Source organism: Chryseobacterium koreense CCUG 49689 (assembly GCF_001045435.1).
GTDB classification, from domain to species: domain Bacteria; phylum Bacteroidota; class Bacteroidia; order Flavobacteriales; family Weeksellaceae; genus Kaistella; species Kaistella koreensis.
Genome location: NZ_LFNG01000009.1, coordinates 49,642 through 66,006, shown reverse-complemented (window position 1 = coordinate 66,006; position 16,365 = coordinate 49,642). Strand labels below are relative to the sequence as shown.

Genomic DNA, 16,365 nt, shown 5'->3' with positions numbered 1-16,365 from the left:
TAATCAATTATTTATTATTTTTACAGATCAAAATGAAATGATGAATCTATTTAAAGCCGGATTATTAATACTGAGCACTTTTTTTCTCTCCTCTTGTATATCGACAAAAGATGTCCGCTATTTTCAACCCAATGAAAATTTAGTCATCAATGAAGAAGGATTAGTGCCCTATAACATTCCGGTTTACCGAGTGACCAAAAATGATATCCTGAACCTGAATATCGTCACCACGCCAAAAGGAGATGCCGCCCAATTCTATTCGGCACTTAATGCGCCATCACAGATTTCTGGTGCCAATGTGGTATCTACAGCTGCCACCGCCGGAATGATTGCAGGAAATACCGGACAAGGCGGAAACAGCAATTTCTATTTCAACGGATTAAAAGTGGATTCTAATGGCGACATCAATATTTTCGGGATTGGCTACATCAAGGCGGAGGGAAGAACCATAGAAGACATTACCAAAGAAATTCAACAAAAGGTTAACGAAAATTTTGTGGAGGGTAAGTCTGAAGTCAGATTGAATACGGACGGAATTACTTATTACATCTTAAGTGATGTGGAGTCCGCGGAACTTAGCGGGGAAAAGAAAGCCCATAAGAATACTCTGACCCTCAGCGAAGCAATTGCTATTAATGGGGGACTGAACCGGACCATCGACCGAAAGAATGTCGTGATTCACCGAAAGCTTCCGGAGGGGATCAAGATTGCCAGAATTGACCTCACCCGCGAAGATGTAATGAATTCCCCATACTATTGGGTTCAAAATGGAGATGAAATCCTCCTGAGCACCCGAGGAAAAAACCTGAATGGTTTTGGAAAGGATCCGATACAGACTTTGAGCACCAGTATTACTTTGCTCACCACTGCAATGACTATTTACCTACTGCTAACCAAGCTTTGATAAGATGATTCCTGCGAAAGAAAATTTGAAAAGCTCAAACAGCGGCACAGAGGAAATTGGTGCTTTTGCCTTTTTTGATTTCGAACATTTTTTGTCCCGAATACTAAGGAACTGGTATTGGTTTGTACTGATGGCTTTGCTGGGATACGCCATTTCCTGGGTGTACAGCAAATATTATGCGCAGCGAATTTATGCCTCTAATTTATCTTTAAGTATTTCAAATAATACCGCGAGTTATTTCACTCCGAACCAATCTATCAATTTCATTTGGGGACAAAACAGCAACCAGGATGGGGTTTATCTTAAAAAGATGTTGCTCTCAAGGTCTCATAATGAATATCTGGTCAAAAAGCTTGGGCTGTATGTTAATTATGCTACCACCGGTTTGATAAAGCAAACCTATTTGGATCGCTATGATTCTCCGGTTTTTGTGGAAATTGATCCCGCTCATTTACAGCAAGTCAATTATCCTATAAAACTTGTCCCAAAAGGTGGAGATCGGTATGAGGTCATTCTTCCTAAGGAAGATTCTTCCACCTCTTTATATTCCTATGAGAGCGAATCTTTTTCAACTATCCCAAATTATGTGCGGCCAGAAAACCAGTTCATTGCCGTCGGACAATGGTTTACAAGTCCTAATCTGCGCTTCAAATTAGTGAAAAATGAAAATCCCAGCTCCATCCGTTTTGATAACATCATCATTACTTTGTCCACCGTAAATGAAATGGTGAATAATCTGATCTCAACCATCAGTGTGGATTTTGACAAAGAAATCAATACGATCATGATTATTACTAAGAAAGGTTATAATCTGAATGGAACCGTGAATTTCTTAAACATCTCGGTTGATGAATTACAGAAAAAAAGACTGATAGATAGAAATACAGTTGACAAAAATACGGAGCAGTACCTGATTGACAATCTGCGGAATATCAGAAAAAAGCTCGATTCCAGCGGTGCGATATTAAACAACCTGAAGATCACCGAGGGACTTTACAACGTGAAAGACCGGGATGAGAAAACCATACAAAACATCAAAACGCTAGAGGCCAAAAAAGCAGATTTGATCACAAAAATCAACTCGCTGAACAATATCCAGAATTCGTTGGCGTCCCAAAATCTGGACCGCATGATCAGCACCAACGCGGCAGGAGTGGAAGATGGTTTATTTACCGCAACAATTTCAGAATTAAAAGCCCTTTACGCAAAACGCCGCGAACTTCAACTGATATACACTCCCAATTCGGAACCGGTGAGGGAAATCAACCGATTGATCAACGAGGCAAGATCCAGCTCACACAGCTCGCTCAGAAGTTACTTTACCACTTATTATAATGAAATTGCCAGAATAGATCATGAAATTGCCCGATCCAATATTGATTTGAACAGTTATCCGGAAAAGGAGAGAAGATACCTGGATGCAGAACGTAGTTATAACATGATTGAGGCCACCTATAACAGTTTGCTCTCAAAACAAAACGAAACCCAGATCCGGGTTGCCACCAGCAAATCAGACATCACCGTGATTGATCCGGCTAAAAATTTGGGGCAAGCTCCCATCGCGCCAGATGTGCAGAAAACAAAATATATGATCATAGGAGGTTTGCTGCTGCTTCCGCTCCTCATTTTGGGGATCAATGTGGTGATAGATAACAGGATCAGGAATATCAAAGAACTTCTGAAGGCCACCAGAATCCCTCTGCTTGGAGTAATTGGTAAAAATCCGCATGAAACAAACCTGACGGTACTGGAGCAGCCCAGATCATCTGTTGCTGAAGCTTTCAGAGGAGTGAGGGCCAATCTTCGGTTTCTGCATAAGGAAGATGGCCAATCCAAAATAATACTGGTCACCTCATCAATTGGAAGTGAGGGCAAAACCTATGTGTCCATGAACTTGGCTTCGGTACTGGCTCTGAGTGGCAAAAAAACCATTCTTTTGGGAATGGACCTTAGAAAGCCAAAAATTTTCGGCGATTTTAAGATTGACAACAAATATGGAATCTCCAATTACCTGACTGGCGAAGTGGAGGTGCAGCAAATCATTAATCAAACCAGAATTCCCGATCTCAATGTGGCGACTTCGGGGCCAATACCGCCAAACCCCTCGGAATTGCTGATGGGTGAAAGGAATGTGAAATTCCTTCAGGAGCTGAAAAACCTATACGATTTCATCATCATCGATTCTCCACCAGTGGGTTTGGTAGCAGATCCTTTTGAACTCATGAAATATGCGGATGCCAGTATCTATGTGGTGCGACACCAATACACCGAAAAACATATGCTGAGAATGATCACCGAAAAATATCATAAACATGAGGTTAGAAATCTAGGTTTGGTGTATAATGGCTTTGAAGCGCCAAATTCCTATGGATATGGATACGGATATGGATACGGATATGGCTATTTTGAAGAAGACAAAAATTACCGTGAACCCTGGCTGATCAAAATTAGAAACAGAATGCGGAAAATCTTCGGAAATAATTGAGCCAAAATCGGATCAAGCTAAGACTCACTTTTCATTAAAAAATCATAAAAAAATATTTTTATCGTTTTGTACCTAGGAAATTATGTATTTTTGAGTCTATTTAACTAAAATTTAAGAATTTCCTTAAAGTAAAAATGTTTTATATTTGCAAAATTATTTATGAAAAGTCTTTCCCGATCTTTGATGCATAAAAAAATTAATCTTTTCCTTTTCATCGCTTTGATCTTATCGTTTTCCGCAAAAGGACAACGACATGAAATCGGAGTGCAGCTGGGAATGAGCAATCTGGTGGGCGACATAGGGAGAACCAATTATATTTTGCAGCAACCAATCCTAAGTAATATTTCAGATTATGGGATTCCATTTTACGCCTCGGTGATGTACCGCATGAACTTCAATCCCTATCAAACGGTGAGGTTGAATTTCGGGTACAGCAATGTGCAGTTTGTGGATGAATATGCGAAGGAACCTTACCGAAGAAACAGACAGCTGTGGGGGACCAACTCCATTTTGGAACTCGACGCGATTTTCGAATATAATTTCTTTCCGGTCAATGACGAGCAGAAAGACCTGCTAAGTCCATATATATTTGGTGGAGTAGGAGGAATCATGGCAAATGCGCCACAACTCGCGATCTTAAACGATTTTAATCGTGATGCGGATGGGAATGCTTTGGTACCCAAATCACCGACTGATTTTCAGACGAAAGGAGTTTATACCACGGTGAAAAAAATCACCATGGCCATTCCATTTGGAGTCGGTCTGAAATATAAATTCAATTACAATTGGGCTATTTTCGGGGAATTCATGTTCAGGCCAACATTTTCAGATACTATTGATTATAGTGTGGTTGATAATGAAGATGTCAAAATCACCTATAATAAGGATCACCTCGCGCCAGACGGGAAAAGTTCCCTTTTGCAAACAGGACCTTACGCGCCAATTGCTGCAAAGCGGGCAGGCGAGATCATCAGAGACAGACAAATCGGTAATACCAACTCCAAAGACTGGGTGAATACCTTTTCTGTTGGTTTATCCTACTCATTCGGAAGACCACCGTGTTATTGTAGCCAGTAAAATGCAGTCGATTAAAGAGAAAATCAATCCGGAACAACTTCCCAAGCATGTTGCCATCATTATGGATGGGAACGGAAGGTGGGCGAAATGTCGGGGCGAAGAAAGAACTTACGGTCACAAACATGCGATTCAGGCGGTGCGGAATGCAGTAAACGCCTGCAATGAGATCTATATCCCCTACCTTACCCTTTACACCTTTTCATCAGAAAACTGGAAGAGACCCGCAGATGAAGTCTCCACCCTCATGACGCTGATTTCGGAAACCATGCTTTCAGAAGAAGAGGAAATTTTCACCAAAGGTTTGCGAATCCACGTTATAGGAAATATGGATAAATTGCCGCACCTGGTTCGTGACCAGATGCTGCACCTCATAGAGGTCACCAAGAATAATAAGCGGGGAAACCTGGTTTTGGCATTGAGTTACGGTTCGCAGGAAGAAATCCTGAATGCGGTGAAAAAAATCAGTACAGAGGTGAAATCTGGTGACTTGAACGTGGAAGACATCACGGACGAAGTTTTTGAAAACCACCTCTATACAAAAGGAATCCCACCCGTGGATTTACTCATCAGAACCAGCGGCGAGGTGAGGATCAGCAATTTTCTCTTATGGCAAATCGCCTATGCCGAATTGCAATTTCTGGATATTTATTGGCCAGATTTTGGAAAAGAAGATTTCTTCCGGTGTATTTACGATTATCAACACAAAGAAAGAAGGTTTGGCAAAACCAGTGAACAGCTTCGCTAAAAAATTAAATAAGAATAAAGATAGATAGAATAAAATGAAGTTTAAAATCTTACCCATCATCATGCTTGTTGCTTCGGCACATTTCTATGCACAGATTACGCCGGAAAAAAATCAGCAGGAAACTGCTGTGCATGCGCAGAAAGAGGAAGGAACCTATATTTTGAAGGACATAGTTGTAGATGGTGTAAAGAAATATACCCCAGCTCAAATCCTGAGATTTACCGGATTGAGCAAAAACGAAAGCGTTGAAATTCCAGGGCAGAAAATCAGCAATGCGATTAAGAAACTTTGGGAAACCCAGTCGTTTTCTGAGGTGGAGGTCTATGTAGAAAGCATTGAAGGTGACCAAGTCGTTCTGAAGTTCAACCTTCAGGATCTGAAAGATTTAGGTGAAGTGAAATTTACCGGCAAAGGAATCGGAAAATCCAAAAACGAGAAACTTGCCAAAGACAATAATCTGAAACCAGGAACCAAAATCACACAGAACCTCATTTCTACCCTGAAAACAAATATTCCAAAGGATTATGTGAAAAAAGGTTTTGCCGACGCAAAAATTACCATCCAGGACAAGGTGAATGCAAATGATCCCAATTTGGTGGACTGGACAATCAATGTTGAAAAAGGTAAGCGGGTAAAAATCAGCCACATCACCTTTGAAGGAAACGAAAATATCTCGGCGAGAAAACTGAGAAAAAATGGGCTAAAAGACACCAAGCAGAAAAGATTCGGAATCAAGGGAATCTTGAAACCGTCTAAATTCATTCAGGATAAATACGATCAGGATAAGATCAACTTGGTTAACTATTACCAGTCTCTCGGTTTTAGGGATGCGAAAATTGTTTCGGATTCGGTATGGAGAAATCCACAGAATAACTACGAAATCAATATCAAACTGCACGAAGGAAAGAAATACTATATCGGTGATATCAATTTTACCGGAAACACCGCGTTTTCAACCGATTATCTTCAAAAGGTTTTAGGCTATAAAACTGGCGATATCTATGATGCGGTAGGTTTCAACAAGAAAGTAGGTGAAGACGGTGGAAAAGAAGACGACTCCGATATCAAGTCCATCTATATGAACAACGGATATCTTTTCTCCAATGTGACTCCGGTGGAAAAATCGGTGAAAGGAGATTCCATCAACTTGGAAATAAGAATTAATGAGGGAGAAAAAGCCACTTGGAATCGGGTGACCTGGAGTGGAAATACCACCACTCATGACCACGTGATTCTTCGTTCCTTAAGAACAAAACCGGGAAGCCTTTTCGCGAAAAGCGATATCAAAAGAACTTATTTTGATTTAGCCGGTATGCAGTTTTTTGATCCGCAACAGATTGGCCAACAGGTGAGTCCAAATGCGATCGACAACACCGTGGATATTCACTGGACTTTAGTGGAGAAAGGCTCATCGCAGGTTCAGCTTCAGGCTGGATACGGTGGAGGTTCCTTCATTGGGACACTCGGATTGACCTTCAACAACTTCTCACTGAAAAATTTCCTTAAATTTAAAGACTTCAGACCGGTTCCTCAAGGAGATGGTCAAACACTATCGATCCAGGCACAGGCAGGGCAGTTTTTCCAGAATTATGGAATTTCATTCACGGAACCATGGCTTTTCGGGACCCGTCCTACAGCACTTTCTGTTGGATTGAACCAATCGCTTGTGAGATATACCGACCAGTATGGCGCTGCACAAAAACTAAATATTTTCTCCGCAAGTGTCGGTTTAAACAGGTTGCTGAAGTGGCCGGATGACTATTTTTCACTGTACACCGGGATTCAGTACCAGAGTTACGATTTCAATAATTATCCATTCCAGTTTGGGAACGCCACAGAATATGATGGATCAGCGAAAAACTTCAGTTTTAATGTCGGTTTGAGCAGAAACTCAGCCGGACTTGATCCCATATTCCCGACCATGGGTTCAAATATTGAAGCATCGGTGAAATTCACGCCGCCTTATTCTTTATTTTCAAAGAAAGATTATTCCAACATGTCGGCCATGGAAAAATACAAATGGTTAGAATTTTATAAAGTCAAATTAAAAGGCGATATTTACAACACGGTAATCGGAAAACTTGTTCTCCGTACCTCAGGAGAAATGGGATTCCTGGATGGATATAACCGGGAATTGGGACCACCGCCATTTGAAAGATTTTATGTGGGTGGTACCGGATTGATTGGTGGGAGATATGATGGTAGAGAACTGGTTCCGTTGCGTGGTTATGAAAACGCGACATCCAGTGGAGGACAAACAGGAGATGTGACGCCTATGGGTGGAGCAACAATTTATAACAGATTTGCGCTGGAGTTGAGGTATCCAATCTCTTTGAACCAAACCGCGAAAATCTTTGGACTCACCTTTCTGGAAGGAGGTAATGCCTGGAATTCCTTCGGGACCTATAACCCTTTCCAATTGAGAAGATCGGCGGGATTTGGAGTTAGAGTTTATATGGGTGCTTTTGGATTGATCGGATTTGATTTTGCGTATGGATTTGATAAAACAATCAATAGCTCAGAACCTTCCGGCTGGAAAACTCACTTCTTAATGAACCAATCACTTTAATAATATTTAAAATGAAACCCACTAGAATTCTTGCTATTTTGCTTTTGGTTTTTTCTACCTCCGTTTTTGCGCAAAAAATAGGAGTGGTAGATACCGACTATATTTTGAGCAAACTCCCTCAATACAAAGAGGCGCAATCAAGGCTTGATGCCCAAATTACAAGTTGGCAAACAGAAATCCAAACCCTGCAAACCGAGTATGATAACAAGAAGGCGGCGCTGGAAAATGAAAAGGTCCTCTTGGTAGGAGATCAGTTGAAACAAAGGCAAAAAGAAGTTGATGACCTGGACAAAAAAATCAAGGCGATGATCAACAACAGATTTGGCGCACTGGGCGAAATCAATAACGCCAGATCCACAATGACCAAACCATTTCAGGACCAGATTTGGAATGCGATCAAAACCGTTTCCGAGAAAAATTCTTTAGGCATAGTTCTTGATAAAAGCAACAATATCAGTGTGATTTTTCTTGATAAAAAGTACGACTATACTGATAAAGTGTTAGATTTGTTGCTCAAAAATTCAAACATTAAAAAACCAGAAACAGCACCAAAACAGGGAAGTCCCGTGAGAAATCCCGGAACACCCAGCAGAAGCGCTGCAGCAGCTAGAAATGCAGAAACGGTCAAAACTGCTGAAGAAATAAAAAGAGCAGAAGAAACTAAAAAATAAGAATTAAGAAAAACAATCAAATTTATTTAACCTCAATTATGAAAAAATTAAGTGTATTATTTGCAGCAGTAACGATGTTTTTGGCTGTAGGAGTTGCAAAAGCTCAAAAGATAGCGTCTATGGATTATGAAGCTGTCCTTGCTGTAATGCCGGAAACTAAAAAAATGACTGCCGATTTAGATACTTTCAGCAAAACTAAAGGCGATGAGCTTCAGAAGCAGGCAGAAGCATTCCAAAAGGAAGTGCAGCAATATCAGCAGGTTGATGGGCCAAAAATGACAGAGGCACAAAGAACCGCTAAAGAAGGAGAGTTGCAGAAAAAAAGCCAAAATTTGCAACAGCTTCAGCAAACCGCTCAGCAAGATCTGGCTCAAAGAAGAGATACTGCGGTGAAACCCATCATCGAAAAACTAAACAATGCGGTGAATAAAGTGGCCAAAGCAAACGGTTACGACTTCATCATCGATTCCAGCGCATTGATCTACAAAGGTGGTCCAGATGCCACTCCGCTGGTGAAAAAAGAATTGGGACTTTAAGAAAATATTTCAGTCGCAGAAACCATCCTGAATCCGGGATGGTTTTTTTAATTTTGTAAAATGGAAAAAGAACTCTCATCATTAGTAAAAGTGCGCTTCAGTGATTGTGATCCCATCGGTCACCTCAACAACGTGAAATATTTGGAATACATGCTCAACGCAAGAGAAGACCATGTGGAAGACGGTTATGGCTTCACTTACGAAGAATATACCCGGAAAACTGGTTGCACATGGATCACCATTCAAAATGAAATCGCCTATCTGAAGGAAGTGCACTACAATGCAAAAGTGGTCATTTCAAGCAAAACCATTGCAATCAGTGATCGCCTTTCAAAAGTGGAAATCTTAATGAAAAGTGAAGACGGAAAAACCATCCACTGTATTTTGTGGCTCACCGTAATTTATTTTGACTTGAAAACCCGGAAATCCGCAGTCCAGCCGGAAGCCACTCAGGAGTTATTCAGAAAATTCCTGGTCGATTTGCAGGAAAAGGATTTTCAAAGCAGGGTGGCCACTTTAAGAAAACAGAATAAAGCCCTTTAACAATGATGAAAAACCTAAAATTAAAAAAGATTCTGGTCATTGGAGGAAACGGTCAGTTGGCCAACTGTTTTCGTAAAATCGCGCCCGAATTTGAAGACCGCTACGAATTCAATTTTACCGATTCACAGAATTTAGATATCACCGATTCTGCAAATGTTTCCGATTTTTTTTATGATTATCAACCGGATTTCTGCATCAATGCATCCGCATACACCGCGGTGGATTTAGCCGAATCCGAAGCGGAAAAAGCATTTGCGGTAAATGCGGACGGAGTAGCCAATTTAGCCGAAGCGTGTGAAGAAAACAATTGCATATTGATCCATATTTCGACCGATTATGTGTTTGATGGCGAAACCAATATCTCCTACTCGGAAGACGATTTCACCAATCCGCAAGGGGTTTATGGAGCCTCCAAATTGAAGGGCGAAGAACTTGCGCTGGACATTCATCCAAAAACGATCATCGTCAGAACTTCATGGCTCTATTCGGAATTCAACAAGAATTTTGTGAAAACCATGCTGCATCTGTTTTCAACAAAGGACGAGCTGGGAATTGTTTCTGACCAATTTGGTCAACCAACCAATGCCAATGATTTGGCAGAAGCCGTAATGAAAATGATCGAAACTGAAAGGAAGACTTTTGGGATTTTCCATTTTTCGAATGAACCCGAAACATCCTGGTTTGGATTTGCCTCCAAAATTGCTGAATTTTCAGGTTCCAAAATTAAGCTGAAAGCCATCACCACCGCTCAGTTTCCAACCGCCGCAAAAAGGCCAAATCGAAGCACGATGTCTTTGGATAAAATTGAAAAATATTACGGAATTGAACCAAAACACTGGGAAAATTCCCTGGAAGAATGTATCGAAATCTTAACAAAAAACAATTCATGAAAAAGTTCACGTTCTTGTTTTTCATGATGAGCGCAGTTTGGGGTTTTGCGCAAAATGTCATTTTAAACAAAGTTGAAAAAACCCACTCCAATTCAGACCGGTTTTTCTACAAAATTGATCCTGAAATCATCTCTGCCGAATATCTCGGTGAACTTGAAGTTCAGGGTTTCTCTGGAAACGATGCCGAAGTTTTCGGCAAAGTCTATAAAAAGGCGAAAGAAATAGGTGCGAACGCATTTTCATGGAAACCGTTCGAATCTGTGGATGAAATGAATCAAAAGTTTGATCCGGTGCATTACAGATTAAACCTGTATTACGTTGCACAGGGCAATCTTCCCAAAGAAGACAACGTCATTTACCTGATTGCTTCGGCGGTAAAAAAACAAACGATTTCCATTGATGGGAAGAAGGTGGATTTGGAACCCAGAACTTTCCGAAAATTGGACCTGGAATCGGCAGGAATTACCACTATTTCTACCCGAAAATTTTTGGGATCCACCATCAAAGTTTCTGCCCAGCAAAACCAGCCGGTTCAGTATTTTCAGTTGTCGGCATTTTCAGTGAATAATAATCCGTACGGAACAGCGGGAATCAATTTGAAATCGGGCGATATCATCAAACTAGAACAATCTTTTGGCCAGTTTTTGACCACGATTTATGACTTTTCGGAATAATGGTTATTAAGTGAATTTGAATTTTTTATATAAAGAATTATGAAAGTAGATATTTTAGCGATCGGTGCCCATCCAGACGATGTGGAATTAGGCTGCGGCGGAACCTTGGCAAAACTTATTTCTGAAGGAAAAACAGTGGCAATCGTGGATTTAACGCAGGGAGAACTGGGAACGCGGGGAACCAATTTTACCAGGGCCGAAGAGTCTGCGCAAGCGTCAAAAATCCTGGGAATTTCCGCCAGAGAAAACCTTAAGATGAAAGATGGATTCCTCTTGAACAACGAGGAACACCAAATGCAGATTGTGAAGATGATCCGGAAATATCAACCTGCGATTATTTTCGCAAACGCGATTGACGACCGACACCCGGACCACGCAAAAGCTGCCAAACTGGTTTCTGATGCCTGTTTCCTTTCAGGTTTGGTAAAGATAGAGACCGTTTCGGAAGGAGAAAATCAAAAGCCGTGGCGTCCAAAACAGGTTTTCCACTACATCCAATGGAAGCATATAGAGCCCGATTTTGTGGTGGATATTTCAGATTTCATGGATAAGAAAATCGAAGTTTGTCTTGCCTACAAAACCCAATTCTATGATCCTAAATCTAAAGAACCGATGACTCCGATAGCGACTAAGGATTTCCTGGAAAGTCTGACTTACAGGGCACAAGATTTAGGGCGGCTTTCTGGGGTGGGATTTGCTGAAGGATTCACTACCGAGAAACTTTTGGCGCTAAAAAATTTCGAGGGAATAATTTTGTAGTCTTCGCAAAATTAGTATATTTGCAAACCAAAACGGTGATTGTAGCTCAGTTGGTTAGAGCGTCGGATTGTGGTTCCGAAGGTCGTGGGTTCGAGACCCATCATTCACCCAAATTAAAAACGCGCTGAAATTCAGTGCGTTTTTTTTTTTTGGTGTGTGGTCTCCACAAAAAAACATCCGTTTCGGGATGTTTTTCATTTTATTGAATTTCGTCGTCCGATTCAATGGTGAATGAACGTGATTTGTAGTCCTTGTCATGCTTTTCAGAAATCACATCTTCCCCTTTTTGGCTGATGATGAAATCTGTGGATTCTTTGAACATTTCTTCAAAACTCTTGAAATCTTCTTTGTAGAGATAGATTTTGTGTTTTTCGAAAGTGGCCTCCCCATTCTCGCTGAAATTCTTCTTACTTTCGGTTATGGTCAGGTAGTAATCTCCCGCTTTGGTTTCGCGCACATCAAAGAAATACGTTCTTCTGCCTGCTTTCAACACCTTTGTGAAAATTTCGTTTTCGTGGCGTTCCTTGTAATCACTCATTTTTCGATATATTTTGAAATCTTGTGAAACAAATATATAAGATTTCTTTTAATTGCAAAATAATTTTTAACTTTTTGTTAAGAAAATTTAAAAATCAATGCGAATTTTAAAGACTAAGCCGATGCGGTATTCTCTATTTTGGTGAGATTCAGGATTTTATCAGCCTTGTTTGCGGTTGATTCACGGTGAGTGATGATGATGGAAGTAGTGCTTTGGAGTTCGTTTTCAATATTTTGAAGGATATTTTCTTCGGTTTCCGTATCCAAAGCAGATAGTGAATCGTCAAAAATCAGAATTCTCGGCTCCTTAATTAAAGCTCTCGCAATTGCGATTCTTTGTTTTTGTCCTCCGGAAAGCATTACGCCTCTTTCACCGACCATGGTTTTGTATTGGTCTTTGAATTCCACGATATTTTTGTCCACATCAGCTTTTTTGGCGTATTCTTCCACCAGTTTCAGATTAGGTTTATCTATGGCGAAGCCGATATTGTTCTCAATCGTATCCGAAAAAAGGAAACTTTCCTGTGGAATGTAACCGATGAATTTCCGGTAGTTTTCCAGATTGTGGTCTTTCAGGTTTTTTCCGTCGATCAGGATTTCACCTTCAGTTGGATCAATCAATCTCGCCAGCAAAAGTGCGATCGTGGATTTTCCACTTCCGGTTTTCCCCATGATGGCTAAAGAAGTTCCGGCCTCGATTTTAAAGCTTAAATTTTCTAAAGCTTTGATTCCGGTATTGGGATAAGTATAGGAGACATTTCTAAATTCGATGTCACCTCGGATCGGATAAATTTCATGATTGGTGTTAATGATTTCGGATTTCATGTCCAAAAATTCATTAATTCTCGCCATGGAAGCATCTGCTCTTTGATTCACTGAAGTCACCCAACCGACCATGGAGAAAGGCCATATCAAAATATTGATGTAAAGGAAAAAGTCGGCGATTTTACCCACAGAAAGTTCATTCGCCATATATCTTTGACCACCAATCAGTAGAATGACCACATTCAGCAAACCGATTACGAAAAGAATGATGGTAAAAAAGTAAGCTTCTGTCTTTGCCAAATCCAGTGCCTTATCCTGATAATCTTTGACCTTGATTCCGTAATTATTTTCAATGTATTTCTCTTTCGCAAAAAACTTAATCACCCGAATTCCGGAAAAACTATCCTGCACAAAAGTCGAAACCGCGGACTGGCTTTTCTGCATAATCTTGGATTTCCGGTTGATGATGGAACTCACCTTATAGATCACAAAAGACAAAATCGGCAATGGAAGAAGGGACCACAATGTCATGGAGACATTCGTGTGGAGCATGTAAATACTGGTGATAATAAGCAAAACCAGCAAATTCACCACATACATCACTCCTGGACCGAGATACATTCTCACCGCCACCACATCTTCACTCAAACGGTTCATCAGATCGCCGATCGTGGTTTTTTTGAAATCCGTCAGCGAAAGTTCCTGGTAATGGTTGTAGATTTTATTTTTGAGTTCGTATTCAATCTTTCTAGATGCCACAATGATGGTTTGCCTCATCATGAAGGTGAAAAAACCAGTGAGTAAAGACGATCCCACGATGATGGCAACATAAATCAAAACCTGCTTGTTGAATCCGATTTTATTGGTTTGCGAGATTGCATCGACCGATTTCCCCACGAACTGAACTTTGTAGATGTTGAAGAAATTACTCGCAACAATAAACAGGAATCCCCAGAACAAAAGAATTCGGTGTTTCCAGAAAAAGGGATTTAGGGTTTTTAGCGCATTCATAATTTGCTTTCGGCAATCATCAGTATTGCGATGCAAAAATAAGAAATGTATTTTGCTTATGGCGAACAGGAATTTCTTTTAGAAGTTTAATTGAAGATTTCTTTAAGTGCATTTATTTCGAAAAATCTGGCTCAACGGTCCTGTTTCAAATTTTTCTTCAGTGGTTAACATGTTTACCGTTTTCCTGCGTTACCTAATCTGTCCGTGCATCTCCACGGATTTTTAATGATTATAGGGTTTGTGATTTTATATTTAATATTCGATATTACGTAATGTGCCGCTCTTTCAACACTGAAGAGCTCCAAATCTTTCTTCCATCTTCCGCTTCCCATATCCCAAGTTTTCTTATCTTTGCAGCCATAAAAAGCTCTTTGAAATGTTAGGAAGAAGACAAATCCGCGAAAAAGTTGTAGAATCGCTATATTCTTACCAGCAAAACCCCCTTAAATATGATGTTTTAGAGAAAAATATGTTCTCGGAAATCGAGAAAATTTATCACCTCTACATTTATCAGCTGAATTTTTTGGTTGCATTGAAAGATTTGGCAGAAAGACAGATTGAAATCGGGAAAAACAAATACCTGAAAACTGAAAACGAAATCAATCCCAACCAAAAGTTCATCAACAATCAGATTCTGAAAAAAATTGAGGAAAATGATGAACGTCTCGATTTCACTTCCAAGCATCAGGAATTGAAATGGGATATCTACGATGATTTATTGGTGAAGACTTTCCAGCGAATGACTTCCGGAAAACGCTACCAGGATTTTATGAAGGAAGAAGGTTACTCATTCGCAGAAGATCAAAAATTCATCGGGAAACTGTTTTTGAGATACATCGCAGAAAACGAAGATTTCCATGACCACCTGGAAGAAAAGGAAATGAGTTGGGCAGATGATTTCCATATTTCAAACTCCATGATCCAGAAGACGATCGGCTATTTCCGCGAAGATGAACCCAGCCACACTTTGATCAAGATGATTAAAGATGACGAAGACCGCGAATTTGCATCCAACCTTCTGAGACAAACTTTAAACCATTGGGAAGAAAGCGAAAAGAAACTGGAAACCAAACTCGAGAACTGGGATATGGACCGGATTTCTCTGATGGATAAAATCATTTTGATCGCCGCGATTACTGAAATCGATTTTTTCCCACTAACTCCTGGAAGAGTAATTATCAACGAATATATCGAGATTTCCAAAGTCTTCTCAACCGACCGCTCCAATATTTTTATCAATGGAATTTTAGACAAATACACCAAAGAAGTCAACAGAAATTAAGGAATGGACTAAAAGAAGGACAGTAAATAGACTTGTTTGCTGTTTTACAGGCCATCCATATTTTGAAAACATTACAAAAAATAATAATGAAAAATTTAATTAAAGTATTACCGCTCATCGCAGCACTGACTTTAACAGGCTGCAAAAAAGACCAAAAAGCCGATCAACTCATAGAAGACACCAATCTGGTGGAAGCTCCTGCTGCAGCCACACAAGAGGAAATGGTGAAAGAGGCACAATCTAATCCGCTCACCACGCTGGCTTTGTCAGAATCCAATTTCGAATTCGGAAAAGTGAAAAAAGGAGAGCATGTGCAGCACGTTTACGAAGTGACCAATACCGGAAAGAATCCGCTGATCATCTCACAGGTAAAGCCGGGATGTGGATGCACTGTACCAGATTATACGCATGAGCCGATCCTTCCTGGACAAAAAGGATCAATTACCCTGAAATTCGACTCCTCTAATTTTGATGGCTTAGTCAGTAAACAGGCAGAAGTTTATGCCAACGTGGAAAAAGCACCGATCGTAATTACTTTTTCGGCAGATGTGCAGCCTAAATAAACCAAATAAAATTTCATAATGATAACAATATTTTTACAGGCAGCAGGAGCGCCAGAAAGCTCCATGATGCCTACACTTTTGATGATGGGCGCCATGTTCGTGGGATTCTATTTTCTGATGATCCGTCCACAGATGAAGAAGGCGAAGCAAGAAAAAAACTTCCAGGAATCACTGAAAGTGGGAACCAGAGTGGTTACCACCTCCGGAATGCACGGAAGAATCTCACAAATCCAAGATGATGGAGTTATAATTGAAACGCTTTCAGGAAAATTAAAATTCGAAAAAGCAGCAATTTCCAGAGAATTTACACAGCAGAGATTTCCGGATAATAGTGAGGAAGAAAAGAAGTAAAAA

16 protein-coding genes and 1 tRNA gene are annotated in these 16,365 nt (G+C 40.3%); 15 read left to right on the top strand and 2 right to left on the bottom strand.

Features of this window, described 5'->3' with window-relative positions:
- The first annotated feature begins 40 nt into the window (after positions 1-40).
- The 12 genes from ACM44_RS07710 to ACM44_RS07655 all read left to right on the top strand — a co-directional run bounded on the left by ACM44_RS07710 (position 41) and on the right by ACM44_RS07655 (position 11,963).
- On the top strand, positions 41-904 hold the full coding sequence (locus ACM44_RS07710) for a polysaccharide biosynthesis/export family protein (RefSeq protein ID WP_048499507.1): 864 nt from the start codon (positions 41-43) through the stop codon (positions 902-904).
- Positions 905-908: 4 nt separating this feature from the next.
- The gene (locus ACM44_RS07705; RefSeq protein ID WP_048499447.1) at positions 909-3,389 is read left to right on the top strand and encodes an exopolysaccharide transport family protein; all 2,481 of its coding nucleotides are present in this window, start codon (positions 909-911) and stop codon (positions 3,387-3,389) included.
- 159 nt (positions 3,390-3,548) lie between these two features.
- Entirely contained in the window at positions 3,549-4,466 is a 918-nt protein-coding gene (gene porG / locus ACM44_RS07700; protein WP_241477157.1) for a type IX secretion system protein PorG, read from the top strand.
- Position 4,467: 1 nt separating this feature from the next.
- Positions 4,468-5,211 (top strand): polyprenyl diphosphate synthase, encoded by a 744-nt coding sequence (gene uppS, locus ACM44_RS07695; protein ID WP_048499446.1) that lies wholly within the window; start codon positions 4,468-4,470, stop codon positions 5,209-5,211.
- Between the two features lie 34 nt (positions 5,212-5,245).
- Entirely contained in the window at positions 5,246-7,780 is a 2,535-nt protein-coding gene (locus ACM44_RS07690) for a BamA/OMP85 family outer membrane protein (protein WP_048499445.1), read from the top strand.
- A gap of 11 nt (positions 7,781-7,791) precedes the next feature.
- A complete protein-coding gene (locus ACM44_RS07685) occupies positions 7,792-8,451 on the top strand; it encodes an OmpH family outer membrane protein (RefSeq protein ID WP_083993672.1) in 660 nt (219 codons plus the stop codon).
- Between the two features lie 38 nt (positions 8,452-8,489).
- On the top strand, positions 8,490-8,987 hold the full coding sequence (locus ACM44_RS07680; RefSeq protein ID WP_048499444.1) for an OmpH family outer membrane protein: 498 nt from the start codon (positions 8,490-8,492) through the stop codon (positions 8,985-8,987).
- A gap of 60 nt (positions 8,988-9,047) precedes the next feature.
- The gene (locus tag ACM44_RS07675; protein ID WP_048499443.1) at positions 9,048-9,530 is read left to right on the top strand and encodes an acyl-CoA thioesterase; all 483 of its coding nucleotides are present in this window, start codon (positions 9,048-9,050) and stop codon (positions 9,528-9,530) included.
- A gap of 2 nt (positions 9,531-9,532) precedes the next feature.
- Complete coding sequence (rfbD, locus tag ACM44_RS07670; protein WP_241477156.1) at positions 9,533-10,420, top strand: dTDP-4-dehydrorhamnose reductase; 888 nt, start codon at positions 9,533-9,535, stop codon at positions 10,418-10,420.
- Positions 10,417-11,094: a hypothetical protein gene (locus tag ACM44_RS07665; protein ID WP_048499503.1), complete on the top strand. Its 678-nt coding sequence runs from the start codon at positions 10,417-10,419 to the stop codon at positions 11,092-11,094. Before rfbD ends, ACM44_RS07665 begins: the two co-directional genes overlap by 4 nt.
- 39 nt (positions 11,095-11,133) lie before the next feature.
- A complete protein-coding gene (gene bshB1, locus ACM44_RS07660; RefSeq protein ID WP_048499442.1) occupies positions 11,134-11,853 on the top strand; it encodes a bacillithiol biosynthesis deacetylase BshB1 in 720 nt (239 codons plus the stop codon).
- Positions 11,854-11,887: 34 nt separating this feature from the next.
- Positions 11,888-11,963, top strand: a tRNA-His gene (locus tag ACM44_RS07655).
- A gap of 89 nt (positions 11,964-12,052) precedes the next feature.
- On the opposite strand, the gene ACM44_RS07650 is transcribed toward ACM44_RS07655, so the two are convergent.
- Positions 12,053-12,391 carry a DUF3276 family protein gene (locus tag ACM44_RS07650; RefSeq protein WP_048499441.1) on the bottom strand — a complete coding sequence of 113 codons (339 nt, stop codon included), beginning with the start codon at positions 12,389-12,391 and terminating at the stop codon, positions 12,053-12,055.
- A 113-nt stretch (positions 12,392-12,504) separates the two neighbouring features.
- Positions 12,505-14,166, bottom strand: a complete 1,662-nt coding sequence (locus ACM44_RS07645; protein ID WP_048499440.1) for an ABC transporter ATP-binding protein — start codon at positions 14,164-14,166, stop codon at positions 12,505-12,507.
- A 376-nt stretch (positions 14,167-14,542) separates the two neighbouring features.
- Here ACM44_RS07645 and nusB point away from each other — a divergent pair, with 376 nt between their 5' ends.
- From nusB to yajC, 3 genes are all read left to right on the top strand, one after another.
- Positions 14,543-15,448: a transcription antitermination factor NusB gene (nusB, locus tag ACM44_RS07640; RefSeq protein WP_048499439.1), complete on the top strand. Its 906-nt coding sequence runs from the start codon at positions 14,543-14,545 to the stop codon at positions 15,446-15,448.
- A gap of 86 nt (positions 15,449-15,534) precedes the next feature.
- A complete protein-coding gene (locus ACM44_RS07635) occupies positions 15,535-16,011 on the top strand; it encodes a DUF1573 domain-containing protein (RefSeq protein WP_048499438.1) in 477 nt (158 codons plus the stop codon).
- Positions 16,012-16,029: 18 nt separating this feature from the next.
- Positions 16,030-16,362, top strand: coding sequence for a preprotein translocase subunit YajC (gene yajC / locus ACM44_RS07630; protein ID WP_048499437.1), 333 nt, complete (start codon positions 16,030-16,032; stop codon positions 16,360-16,362).
- Positions 16,363-16,365: the final 3 nt, after the last annotated feature.

Excerpts from the sequence above, each read along its gene's own strand:
- ACM44_RS07705 (WP_048499447.1), top strand. The coding sequence starts at position 909 with ATGATTCCTGCGAAAGAAAATTTGAAAAGCTCAAACAGCGGCACAGAG.
- ACM44_RS07710 (WP_048499507.1), top strand. The coding sequence starts at position 41 with ATGAATCTATTTAAAGCCGGATTATTAATACTGAGCACTTTTTTTCTC.
- ACM44_RS07650 (WP_048499441.1), bottom strand. The coding sequence starts at position 12,391 with ATGAGTGATTACAAGGAACGCCACGAAAACGAAATTTTCACAAAGGTG.
- rfbD (WP_241477156.1), top strand. The coding sequence starts at position 9,533 with ATGATGAAAAACCTAAAATTAAAAAAGATTCTGGTCATTGGAGGAAAC.
- ACM44_RS07645 (WP_048499440.1), bottom strand. The coding sequence starts at position 14,166 with ATGAATGCGCTAAAAACCCTAAATCCCTTTTTCTGGAAACACCGAATT.
- ACM44_RS07675 (WP_048499443.1), top strand. The coding sequence starts at position 9,048 with ATGGAAAAAGAACTCTCATCATTAGTAAAAGTGCGCTTCAGTGATTGT.
- ACM44_RS07685 (WP_083993672.1), top strand. The coding sequence starts at position 7,792 with ATGAAACCCACTAGAATTCTTGCTATTTTGCTTTTGGTTTTTTCTACC.
- ACM44_RS07665 (WP_048499503.1), top strand. The coding sequence starts at position 10,417 with ATGAAAAAGTTCACGTTCTTGTTTTTCATGATGAGCGCAGTTTGGGGT.
- uppS (WP_048499446.1), top strand. The coding sequence starts at position 4,468 with ATGCAGTCGATTAAAGAGAAAATCAATCCGGAACAACTTCCCAAGCAT.
- yajC (WP_048499437.1), top strand. The coding sequence starts at position 16,030 with ATGATAACAATATTTTTACAGGCAGCAGGAGCGCCAGAAAGCTCCATG.
- ACM44_RS07690 (WP_048499445.1), top strand. The coding sequence starts at position 5,246 with ATGAAGTTTAAAATCTTACCCATCATCATGCTTGTTGCTTCGGCACAT.
- ACM44_RS07680 (WP_048499444.1), top strand. The coding sequence starts at position 8,490 with ATGAAAAAATTAAGTGTATTATTTGCAGCAGTAACGATGTTTTTGGCT.
- ACM44_RS07635 (WP_048499438.1), top strand. The coding sequence starts at position 15,535 with ATGAAAAATTTAATTAAAGTATTACCGCTCATCGCAGCACTGACTTTA.
- porG (WP_241477157.1), top strand. The coding sequence starts at position 3,549 with ATGAAAAGTCTTTCCCGATCTTTGATGCATAAAAAAATTAATCTTTTC.
- nusB (WP_048499439.1), top strand. The coding sequence starts at position 14,543 with ATGTTAGGAAGAAGACAAATCCGCGAAAAAGTTGTAGAATCGCTATAT.
- bshB1 (WP_048499442.1), top strand. The coding sequence starts at position 11,134 with ATGAAAGTAGATATTTTAGCGATCGGTGCCCATCCAGACGATGTGGAA.